We start from the raw sequence: 1,483 nt of genomic DNA on the forward strand, positions 1-1,483 counted from the left end.
TCGGCTGTGTTATAGGCTGTACCTACTGCAACATCAGTTGAGTCTTTGTACTCAGTACCGATGACATTTCCATCAGTATCGATATAATTGACAATTACATTACCTTTGATGTTTGCAAGACGTACAGAGAAACGAAGTTTATCATCGTTAGAAACACCCTCATTACCATTATCGTCGATATAGTTAGTAATATCACTCCAGTGTTTATTTCCACCGTTGATAGAGTCAGATGGTACTGACGTTCTCGTATTAGGGTAGTTATTAGCAAAATAATCAGTACCAGTATTATACGCTGATGTTGGAAATTCTGTAAATGGTGTCGCCTCATGATAAAGTCTGAATGATACGGTTTTAAAAGTACCTTTCAAAACAACCGAACCTGTACCGGCTGGTTCTGGACTAGGCATCTGAGCTTCAGAACCTCCACTATAGATATCCTCATCTAGAACTGAACGGTAATAGTTGTTCTTTTTAGTTGTTTCAATACTATTTGATGTTACCGTTAAGTTAACACCTTCACTTGCTTTTTCAAGAGTCACTCCATCTGTCAAAAGCTCAAAGTAAGTTGAGTTAAAGGAACCACGTCCATAAGGGTATGGATTAGTTTCTGTGACATAAGTAAAGCTTGTACTTCCTCCAATACCTGAGAAGTCGATGATTGGATTTGTCACTTCTTCGCTAAAGGTTAGAGTAAAGATAGATGATTCTGCTTTACCACTGAAGTTCAGCCTATCTTCTAAGTTCCCATTTCCTTCAGTAACTGCTGGCTGAGTAAAAATCCCCAAAGCTGGAATTTGCGCTGCATCTTCCACCTTGTAAAACATATCAGCAGTAGCACCGTAACTAGACTGGTTAGAACCAGGCACAAGATAACTCATCCCTTCAGGGTTACCACCTGAATCAACAACTGTTGCCGTAACAGTGACCTTAGAACCATCTTCTTTGACAACTGTTGTTTGAGCTGATTTGTAAGCATCTGTTTCATAGTTACTGATATACTGATTAGAGCTTGGGTAAGGGTTCTGTAAGGTCCATTCCCCACTTGTTGAATAGTTGACTGACTCATCAAGTGATGCTGATGTTGTAGGAGATACTGCCGCTACTGGAGTACTGGCTTCTGCTACTGATTCATCAGTTGTATCCGCTACTGCAGTCGTAGAGGCTTCCGTTGCGGACACAGCACTGCTTGCCACAGGTGTCGCAGCTACTGCTTGAGGTGTCTCACTCTCAACTTGAACCACCTCATTAGTAGCACTACTTTCAGAATTTGTCACACTTGATACTTGGCTAAATTCACTAGCAGGTGTCGTATCTGCGATAGCTGTAGTATCAGATGTTGCGACTAATTTTTCTGATACTTCTGATGTAGTTGTGGTAGTTGTTCCAGTTTCATCTGCTAATACTTGTGGAGAGAGAAATAGCAGAGCACCGATAACAACCGAACCGACTCCTACAGAAAATTTACGAATCGAAAACTTTAGTT

At 40.8% G+C, this 1,483-nt stretch carries 1 protein-coding gene; it reads right to left on the reverse strand.

What is annotated here, in order from left to right; all coding sequences use genetic code 11:
- Window positions 1–1,483: YSIRK-type signal peptide-containing protein (locus JOC31_RS09795; RefSeq protein ID WP_205017959.1), on the reverse strand; the 1,483-nt coding region annotated here is incomplete at both ends.

The organism is Streptococcus saliviloxodontae (assembly GCF_016908655.1).
Lineage (GTDB): Bacteria > Bacillota > Bacilli > Lactobacillales > Streptococcaceae > Streptococcus > Streptococcus saliviloxodontae.